This is a genomic window from Streptomyces ossamyceticus (genome assembly GCF_001418475.1).
GTDB classification, from domain to species: Bacteria; Actinomycetota; Actinomycetes; order Streptomycetales; family Streptomycetaceae; genus Streptomyces; species Streptomyces ossamyceticus.
Genome location: NZ_LIQX01000523.1, coordinates 1 through 9,290, shown reverse-complemented (window position 1 = coordinate 9,290; position 9,290 = coordinate 1). Strand labels below are relative to the sequence as shown.

Here is a 9,290-nt window from a genome sequence, read left to right as displayed (position 1 = left end):
TCGCCTTCCACAACGCCATCACCCGCTACGGCTACGCCCTGTCCGTGGAGGGCGCCGCCCCCGCCCGGCTGGGCAGCATCCACCCCCGGCACGGTTCGCCCTGGGTCTCCGGTGTCGCGCAGACCGTGCTGGCGGCCCTGGTCACCGCCGTGTTCGCGGCGATCGGCGTGCACCCGTACAACGAGTTCCTGCTGTGGGTGAACACCCCCGGAGTGGTCGGCATCCTCGCGCTGCAGACCCTGGCGGCCTGCTCGGTGGTCGTCTTCTTCCGCCGCAACCCGGGCGCCGCCGGGGCGGGACGGCTGCGGACGGCCGCCGCGCCCGCGACCGCCGCGGTGCTGCTGGCCGCCATCACGGTGCTGGTCTGCACTCGCCTCAACCTCTTCACCGGGGCGTCGTCGGCCGTCAACTGGACGCTCGTGGCGCTCACCCCGGCCGTGTTCGCGACCGGGGTGGTCCTCGCGACGCGGATCCGCCGCAGGCGGCCGGAGGTCTACGCGAAACTCGCCACCACCGACGTCGAATCGGTGTGACCCCCGCCCTCCGGGGCAGGGGCGGGCCCCGCCGCGGCAGGTCGCGCCACCGCCGCGGGGCCGTCGGCGGGGGTCAGCCCGCGAGAAGGGTCGCGAACCGGGCCAGCCGGGCGCCCTGGAAGCGGGCGCAGGCCAGTGCCGTGTCGTCCGGCGGCGTCGAGGGGAAACCGGCGGGCCATGACGTCCCGTACGGGTTGCCGCCCGACGCGTAGACGACGTCGTCCGTGTAGCCGAGCGGCACGATGACCGCGCCCCAGTGGTAGAAGACGTTGTTCAGGGACAGGATCGTCGACTCCTGGCCGCCGTGCCGCTCCGCCGAGGAGACGAACGCCGTCACCGGCTTGTCCGCCAGCTTCCCCTCCTGCCAGAGACTTCCGGCGGTGTCGATGAACTGCTTCAGCTGCGCCGCCGGAGCGCCGTACCGCGTCGGTGTGCCGAAGGCGTATCCGTCGGCCCACTCCAGATCGGCGAGCTCGGCCACCTCGACGGCCGACTCCGTCTCCCGGTGGTGCGCCGCCCAGTTCGGATTCGCCGCCATCGCCTCCTCGGGTGCGAGTTCGGCGACCCTGCGCAGCCGCACCTCGGCACCGAACGACTCGGCCCCTTCGGCCACCGCCCGCGCGAGCCGATGCACGGACCCCGTCGCGCTGTAGTACACGACCAACACATGAGCTGACACGGAGAACCCCTCCCGAGGCGGTGGACGATCACAAGCAGGGGACGATCACAGGGCGGTGGACGACCTCGGGGAGGACGCCTGGCGCGCTCTCATTTGTCGGGGGTGTACGAGAGGACGGCCGTGACCGTCTTCTCCTCGGTATTGGCCTCGATGCCGGCCCAGCCCAACTCCCGCCCCTGGCCGCTGAGCCGGGAACCGCCCCAGGGCACGCGGGGGTCGAGCGGCGCCCAGCCGTTGATGGCGACGGCGCCCGCCTTCACCTGTCGGGCGACCACATGGGCCCGGCTGACATCGGCGGTCCACAGGGTGGCGGCCAGCGCGTAGTCGCTGTCGTTGGCCATCGTGATCGCGTCGGACTCCGTGTTGAACGGGATCACGGCGCCCACGGGCCCGAAGATCTCCCGCCGGGCGATCGTCATGGCGTTGTCCACGTCGGCGAAGAGGGTCGGCTCGACGAAGAAGCCCCTGGCGTGCGGCCGGCCTCCCCCGGTGATCAGGCGGGCGCCCTCGTCGACCCCGGCCGCGATGTACTCGGCGACCCTGCCCAGCTGCCGGGCGTTGATCAGCGCGCCCATCGTGGTGCCCTCGTCGAACGGGTCACCGACCGTGATGGCACGGGCCCGCGCCACCAGACGCTCCACGAACTCGGTATACACGGAACGAGCGACCAGGATGCGGCTGCCCGCGGCGCACACCTCGCCCTGGTTGGCGAAGATGCCGACCGCCACCCCCAGCGCGGCCTCGTCGAGATCCGCGTCGGCGAAGACGATCTGAGGGCTCTTTCCGCCCAGCTCCAGGGTCGTGCGCCGGAACCCCTTCGCGGCGGCCAACGCCACCTTGTGTCCCGTCTCGGGGCTGCCGGTGAAGGAGATCTTGTCCACGCCGGGGTGGTCGATGAGCGCCTGGCCCGTCACGGCGCCGAGTCCGGGAAGGACGCTGAACGCCCCCGCCGGGAAGCCGGCCTCCTCGATCAGCGACGCGAGGAGGAGGGAGGTGAGGGGCGCGTCCTCCGGGGGCTTGAGGACGACGGCGCAGCCCGCGGCAAGCGCGGGCGCGATCTTCCACGCCCCGATCATCGTCGGTGAGTTCCAGGGCGTGATGGCCGCGACGACCCCGACCGGCTCGCGGACGGTGTAGCTGTGCGTGGGCCGTCCCATGTAGGAGGAGGTGGGGACGGAGCGGCCCTCCACCTTGTCGGCCCAGCCGGCGAAGTAACGGAACGTCTGGATCGTCTGCGGCAGGTCGATCGCCCGCGGTTCGAACCCGGGCTTGCCGATGTCCAGCGACTCCAGGGTCGCGAACTCCTCGCTCCGTGCCTCGATCAGATCGGCCAGTCGGTGCAGCAGGACCGCCCTGACACTTCCGTCGGTCCTCCCCCACTCGCCCTCGTCCATCGCGGTCCGGGCGTGCGACACGGCCCGTTCCACTTCACGGGCCCCGGCCGCGGCCACGGTCGTGAGCCGTTGTTCGGTGACCGGGTCGGTCACGTCGAAGGTGTCGGTGCTCTGACTGCTGTCCCATCGCCCTGCGAGGTAGGGCTCCGTGGGAACCGTGCTGACCAGCCGTTCGGCCTCTGCGCGTGCGAGCATGTACGATTACCGTTCTATGAGGACGATATTCGAAACCATAGGGAGAGGGTGACGCCGGGTCAAGGGGTCGGTGTCATCGGGCCGTTCCCGGCGCCGTGACATGATGTGCGGCACTCGGAAGCAGGAGGAGAGAGAAGATCGTGGCGGCGACCGGCGGGGAAACGTCCCTGACTCTTGACCGCGGGCTGACGGTACTGTCGCTGCTCGCACGCAACGCCGACGGTCTCACGGCGGCGGAGCTCGCCGAGCAGCTGACGATCGCCCGGGCGGCGGTCTACCGTCTTCTGCGCACGCTGGAGGCGCACAACCTCGTCGCCCGCCTCGGCACGCGGTACATCCTCGGATTCGGTGTGGCCGAACTGGCCGGGCAGCTCAAACCACGGTTGCAGGCCACCGTCCTGCCGATCCTGCGGCGGCTCAGCGAGCAGACCAACAGCACGGCGCTGCTGAGCGTCGCCGACGGCGACCAGGCCCTGATCCTGCTGACGGCCGAGCCGCCGAACTCGACCATGCACCTCGCCATGCGGGAGGGCGCCCGGCACGCCCTGGCCGTCGGCGCCGACGGCATCGCCATCCTCGCCGGCCGGCCGGACTCCGACGAGGACACCGAGCACGTCCGTGAGGCCCGCCGCCGGGGTTACGCGGTCAGCGTGGGCTCGATCCAGGAGGGCGCGATCGGGGTCGCCGCCCCCATCCGGGTCTCGGACTGGTCGACGGCGAGCCTCGGCGTGGTGCAGCTCGGCCTCAAGCTCGTCGACGACCAAGTCCCGCGTCTGGTGACGGAGGCGGCCAGGACGGCCGCGACGCAACTGGTCGGCACGGCCGGCCCCGAGGCCGTCGGGCGCTGACACCCACCGGCCCCGCGGCCGCCCCCGGTCAGTGGCAGTGCGTCGCCCCGTGCCCCGGCGGGGGCGGCACGTCCAACGACGGGTTGCGGTCGAAGAATCCGACCGGCTTCAGCGCGAACCCCACGTAGTCGCACGGCATGATGGGCCAGTCCTCCGGGCGCGGCAGGTGCGAGGTGCCGAAGGTGTGCCACAGCACCACGTCCGTGTCGACGAGATCACGCTCCTGCTCGATCCACCTGCCGATGCCGTCACCGGGGTGCTGGTTCGGGTAGTCGCCGGCCGCGTGCAGTTCGTCCGGGCTGTACCGGGTCACCCACAGATGCGCCCGCGCGAACTCGGCGCGCCGCGCCAGATCGCTCTCGGGAGCGGCGAGCAGAGTGGGGCCGACGAACGGGACCAGCTTGTAGGCGACGGGTTCGCCGAAGCGGTTGCGCACCCCGGGGTTGGTGATCTTCCAGGTGCGCGCGGTGAGCGGATCGCACATCCGGCGGCCGTCGCGTTCGTTGGTGATCTCCGTGCCACGGGCGACGATCGCGTTGCCGTACGGGTTGTCGGGCCCCATGGGCAGGCCCACGGCGTCGACCTCCACGACCGTGTTGCGCGGCCCGTCGACCTCCATGTCCAGGCGCATGTTGAACAGGTGCTGGTGGTTCGGGGCGTCCAACTGCGGCGCCACCAGTGTCCCGTGGGCGGGCTTCACGCCGGGGGCCACGGTCCGGGTCTGGACGATGCCGGTGAGCTTGGCCTCGAACTGGATCGTCCCGTCGAGGTAGAAGTACCAGAAGAAGCCGTACTCATAGTTGCCGATCGTATGGATCGACGACACGACGAGCCGCCGGGAGCGTCTGACCTCGGCCTGTTCGACGTAGCGGAAGTCCCAGTGCTTCCAGAGGATCCCGTAGTCCTCCTCGTGCAGGCAGATGGCGTTGGTGACGGTGTGCGGGGTGCCGGACTCGTCGGCGAGGACCGCGTCGAGGTACCGGATCTCGCCGAGGCAGTCGCAGCCGAGGCTCAGCGAACCCACGGTCTTGCCGAGGCTGTACTCCCCCGCGTCGAAGACGTTGCGGAAGTAGAAGTCGTCGCTGGTGTCGCCGTAGGGCACCACCATCTCGCTGATGCCGGCCCGGTGCAGGATCGGGCGGCGGCGCCCGTCGTCCTCGTAGGAGACGTCGCTGATGACGAGGCCCTCCACCACATCGATGTGGGCGTGCAGCCGCCAGCGCTGCCATGCGATGACGTTGCCGGAGACCGTGAAGGAGGGGCCGTCGGGCTGGGTGATCTCGATCGGGCGGAGGTCGTCGCGCAGCGGTCCGACGCTTGCCGGGTCGTAGTTCCCGCTCTCCGGCGGGAGCGGCAGCGGCTCCCCCTCCAGGACGGCCGCCACGGTGCGGGTGTCGCAGTCGATGACGAAGACGAGGTTGCCGACGGGCCGGGCGTAGCCGTTGTCCTCGGGGAAGCGGCGGACGTAGGCGGTCGCGCGGATCACGCGGCGCCGGGCGTCCACGCCCTCGACCGGCAGGGTGCCGGTGGACCAGGGGTCGAACTGGACCTGCGACAGATCGTCGACGCCGTGCCGTACGAGGGCCTCCACCGCGGCGGGGGCGGCTTTCACGATCTCGTCGAGAGCCATCAACTCCTCGATCATGATGGGTGGTTGCCTGCCCGGCAGGTGGTCCCAGGAGACGAGGCGGTCATCGGTGAGATCGACGCGGGCCTCGAACATGGCGCCCGCCTCGGGGTCGTAGACGACGAGGAAGGCCACGCGGGGGATCGGCCGGGCGGGGTCGTACGCGCGGACCCGCCCCTTGTCCGGGAGGTCCAGCCGGATCAGCGGGAATCTGATCGCCGTGCGCTCGGGCCGGGCGGCCCGCACCACGGCGACGGCCTGCTCCGTCTCCTTGGCGGTGAGCGGATCGTACGGGTGCGGCGTGGCAGTGGTCACTGCCGTTCCTCCTACGGGTCGAGGGGCCGGCTGCGGGGAGCCGGGCGTGGAGTGGGCATGGGCAGTGGCGAGGGGTTCCGGTGCTGTCATGGGGTGGTCACCTCGCCCGCGCTGCGCGCCGGTTCGTCGACGGTCGCCTCCTGGCGGGGCGCCCGCCGGTGGACGAGGAAGGACCACGCGACGCCGAGGATCACCCAGCCGAGCAGGGCCCAGGGCACGGTGTCGAGGGGACTCTGGGCCTGGTAGACGGCTCCGAAGACGGCGCCGGCCGAGACGAGGACGCCGACGCTGCCGGCGACGAGGAGCTTGGCGTGGCCGACGTGCGGCCACAGGCCCTTGACGCCGAGGGCGGCGACGATCAGGTACATCAGTGCAAGGCCCGTGCCGCCGAAGCCGGCCATCCAGGTGAACGCCGGTGACCACTGGGGTTGTAGGACGCCGGGCTGGACGGTCTCGCGCGAGAAGATGCCGTCGCCCGCCCGTACGGCCACGATGACCAGGCAGGAGAGGGCGCCCCACAGGGCGGCGCCCCACACCGGGGTGAGGAACCGCGGGTGCAAGTGGGCCAGTCTCGCGGGCAGTCGGCCGCTGCGGGCCATGGAGAGCATGCCCCGGCTCGACGCGACACCGACACCGATCGCCACCGCGAGGACGTCGAGGATGATCAGCACACCCATGAAGGTGCCGAAGCCGGACGATCCGTACTCCCTGCCGGAGGCGAGGGCCTCCAGCGGGAAGACGCTGTCCTTCCACGCCTGCGCGTCGAGGCCGAAGCCCACGGCCTGGGCGTAGGCGACGACCAGGTAGTAGACACCGACGAGGGTGAGCGACCACAGGACCGCGCGGGGCACATGGCGTTTGGGGTTCGCGGTCTCCTCGGCGAGGTTGGCTGCCGACTCGAAGCCGATGAACATGTTGATGCCGTAGAGGACGCCGTAGAGGAGGTCCAGGCGTCCCACGGAGAACGGGTCGAAGGGCTCGGCGGGCAGTCCCCCGCCGCTCCGGCCCGCCCGGAAGAGGATGACAAGGGAGAAGACGAGGACGACGAGGATGGTGGCGAGGGCGAGGACGAGCTGGGCCCGGATGGACACCTGGACGCCGATCACGAGAACACCGACGACGAGGGCGGCGTAGGCCAGGGAGAGGGGCCACCACGGCACGTCCACGGACAGGGCGTTGAGGAGCCAGGTCCGGGTCAGGCCGCCGAGGACGAGGAACGTCGACGCCCCCAGCACCATCATGGCCCCGTAGTAGAGCCACCCGGCGGCCACACCGACCCGCGGCCCGGCACTGTCGCTCACGTACTCGTAGAGCGATCCGCACAGATGGATCCGTTTCGCGTACTGGGCGATGACCCAGCCCACGCCGCACATGCCGACACCGGCGATGGCGATCGCGACGGGAGTGGCGACCCCGGCGCCCCGTCCCGTGGCCGACAGGCCCACGACCAGGGGGAGAAGGGCCGCGACCGAGAACACCGGTCCCATGAAGCCGATGGATTGAGTGAGGACGCCGATCAGGGACAGGCGGCCGTGAGCCAGGGTGATGCGATCAGGGCTTGTCATCCCGATCAGCCTCCAGTTGCACCGCTGTGCGATATTCGTACATGGTGTACGTTTGTTGGTAGCACATGGTGTGGTGGCCGATGGTGGGTGTCAAGGCCCACCGGACACAAAGGAGGCCGCCCCCGCCGAAGTGTTCCGACGGGGGCGGCCGTTGACCGAGAAGAAGGAGCCGGGCGGCGGCCTACCGCGACCCGAGCAGGAACGCACGGGCGGCGTGCGCGGCGGAGACCACGTCCGGGGTGGCCTCGTCGACGCGGTCCTGGCGGTGCGAGACGAACATGACGCAGGCGTCCAGCACGTCTCCGTCCCGGGCCAGCGGTGCCGCGACCGCGTGGGCACCCGGCTCCACCGCGCCGTGGCTGGTGACCCAGCCCCGGCGGCGCGCCTCCCGCACCGCCTCCGGGTCGTCGTCGGAGGGGGTCCGTCCGGCGCGGATCGCGCACGGCGCGGCCCCGCGGTCCAGCGGCTGGCGGGAGCCCTTGCGGTAGGCGAGGTGGTAGTCGGCGTTCCGGGGGACGGCCGTGGCGACGGCGACGACGCAGTCCGGTTCCGGGAAGAACAGGATCGCCGTACCGCCGTACCGGTCGGCGAGCTGCTGGAGCAGCGGCTGGACGAACTCCGCGAGGGTGGGGCGGGTGGTGCCCGCGAGCGTGTGGAGTTCCCCGCCGGGGACGTACGCGCCGTCCGCGGTCCTCGCCAGGAACCCCTCGGCGGCCAGCGTGCCCGCGAGGCGATGGACGACGGTCCGGTGCAGCCCCGTCCGGGCGGCGATCTCGGCGACCGTCAGTCCGCGGGGCTGGTGGGCGACGGCCCGCAGGACGGCGAGACCCCGGACGAGCGTCTGCGACGGCGGCTGACTGGGCCGCTTGACCGCCTCCCCGCCCGCCTCGCCCCCGCCGTGCGGACTGCTTCCCGTGCCGTTCGCGGCCTCTGCCCGCACCCCGCGTACCACCTTCCCGGTTCCGCTCACGCGTTCAGCGTAGGCCACGGGTCCGCCGCACCCGGGGCTTGACGTCGGGGTCCTCCCCTGCCAATGCTGTGCACTATACGCACGGACAGTGCGCATAGTGCACGGAGGAAAGTCCATGAACCACGCCACGACCGTCTGGCAGGCGAACCGGTTCGGCGTCATGACCGGGGCGGAGGCCCTGGTCGAGACCTCGCTCGCCGCCGGAGTGGACGTCTGCTTCGCCAATCCGGGAACCACCGAGATGCCGCTGGTCGCCGCGTTGGACTCGGTCCCCGGCACCCGCGCGGTGCTCGGGCTCTTCGAGGGCGTCTGCACCGGAGCGGCCGACGGCTACGCCCGGATCGCCGGCCGGCCGGCGATGACACTGCTCCATCTGGGCCCCGGTTTCGCCAACGGCATCGCCAACCTGCACAACGCGCGGCGGGCCCACTCCCCCGTCTTCAACGTCATCGGGGATCACGCCAGCTGGCATCTCGCCCATGACGCGCCCCTGACCTCGGACATCGTCTCGCTCGCACGCCCCGTCTCCGGCTGGGTCGGCACCGCCGCCTCGGGTGCGGGTCTGGCCCGGCTCACCGCCCGCGCCATCGGGGCCGCCGGCGCCGCGCCCGGCTGCGGGGCCACCCTCATCGCCCCCGCCGACTTCCAGCAGGAGGTGCTGAAGGACCCGGTGGACGTCGAGCTGCCGGGCCCGCAGCGCCGGCGGGAGGTGGCGACCGAGGTCGTCGACGCCCTCGCCAAGCGGCTGCGGGCCGGGGAGCGCGCCGTCCTCCTGCTGGGCGGGGCGGCGCTCGACGAGCGCGGGCAGCGGGCGGCCGCCCGGATCGCCGCCGCCACCGGGGCGGTGCTGTACAGCGAGACCTTCCCGGCCGCCGCCGAACGCGGCGGCGGCCTCCCGGACCTCGACCGCCTGCCCTACTTCCCCGAGAAGGCGGTCGAGGCTCTCTCCGGAGCCCAACTCGTCGTGCTGGCGGGGGCCTTGGAACCCGTGTCGTACTTCGGCTACGAAGGGATCCCGAGCCTGCTCGCTCCCCCGGGCACCGTGGAGGTGCTGAGCACTCCGGAGGAGGACGGCGCGCACGCGCTGGAGGTCCTCGCGGACACCCTGGGGGCGCCCGGACCGCCGTCACCCGCCCGGCCGGACGACGCGGGGCTCCCGGACGG

General features: G+C 71.9%; 7 protein-coding genes and 1 pseudogene. 3 read left to right on the top strand and 5 right to left on the bottom strand.

The annotated features are described in order from the left end of the window. Nucleotides 1-533: pseudogene (locus AOK15_RS31795) on the top strand (amino acid transporter); the annotation flags it as partial. Between the two features lie 73 nt (nucleotides 534-606). On the opposite strand, the gene wrbA reads toward AOK15_RS31795, so the two are convergent. Both wrbA and AOK15_RS31785 read right to left on the bottom strand, forming a co-directional pair. Beyond that, on the bottom strand, nucleotides 607-1,212 hold the full coding sequence (gene wrbA / locus AOK15_RS31790) for an NAD(P)H:quinone oxidoreductase (RefSeq protein ID WP_055521791.1): 606 nt from the start codon (nucleotides 1,210-1,212) through the stop codon (nucleotides 607-609). 89 nt (nucleotides 1,213-1,301) lie between these two features. Continuing rightward, the gene (locus tag AOK15_RS31785; RefSeq protein WP_055521790.1) at nucleotides 1,302-2,801 is read right to left on the bottom strand and encodes an aldehyde dehydrogenase family protein; all 1,500 of its coding nucleotides are present in this window, start codon (nucleotides 2,799-2,801) and stop codon (nucleotides 1,302-1,304) included. Between the two features lie 140 nt (nucleotides 2,802-2,941). On the opposite strand from AOK15_RS31785, the gene AOK15_RS45790 reads away from it, so the two are divergent. Then, nucleotides 2,942-3,649, top strand: a complete 708-nt coding sequence (locus AOK15_RS45790; RefSeq protein WP_055521789.1) for an IclR family transcriptional regulator — start codon at nucleotides 2,942-2,944, stop codon at nucleotides 3,647-3,649. Nucleotides 3,650-3,677: 28 nt separating this feature from the next. Here the strand turns inward: AOK15_RS45790 and AOK15_RS31775 are convergent, their stop codons facing one another. The 3 genes from AOK15_RS31775 to AOK15_RS31765 form a co-directional block, all read right to left on the bottom strand. Continuing rightward, on the bottom strand, nucleotides 3,678-5,591 hold the full coding sequence (locus AOK15_RS31775) for a primary-amine oxidase (RefSeq protein ID WP_055521788.1): 1,914 nt from the start codon (nucleotides 5,589-5,591) through the stop codon (nucleotides 3,678-3,680). A gap of 86 nt (nucleotides 5,592-5,677) precedes the next feature. Further along, the gene (locus AOK15_RS31770) at nucleotides 5,678-7,156 is read right to left on the bottom strand and encodes an APC family permease (protein WP_055521787.1); all 1,479 of its coding nucleotides are present in this window, start codon (nucleotides 7,154-7,156) and stop codon (nucleotides 5,678-5,680) included. Between the two features lie 181 nt (nucleotides 7,157-7,337). After that, nucleotides 7,338-8,126 (bottom strand): IclR family transcriptional regulator, encoded by a 789-nt coding sequence (locus AOK15_RS31765; protein WP_167738879.1) that lies wholly within the window; start codon nucleotides 8,124-8,126, stop codon nucleotides 7,338-7,340. A gap of 115 nt (nucleotides 8,127-8,241) precedes the next feature. Here AOK15_RS31765 and AOK15_RS31760 point away from each other — a divergent pair. Next, nucleotides 8,242-9,290: acetolactate synthase large subunit (locus AOK15_RS31760; protein WP_079058832.1), on the top strand; the 1,049-nt coding region annotated here is incomplete at its 3' end.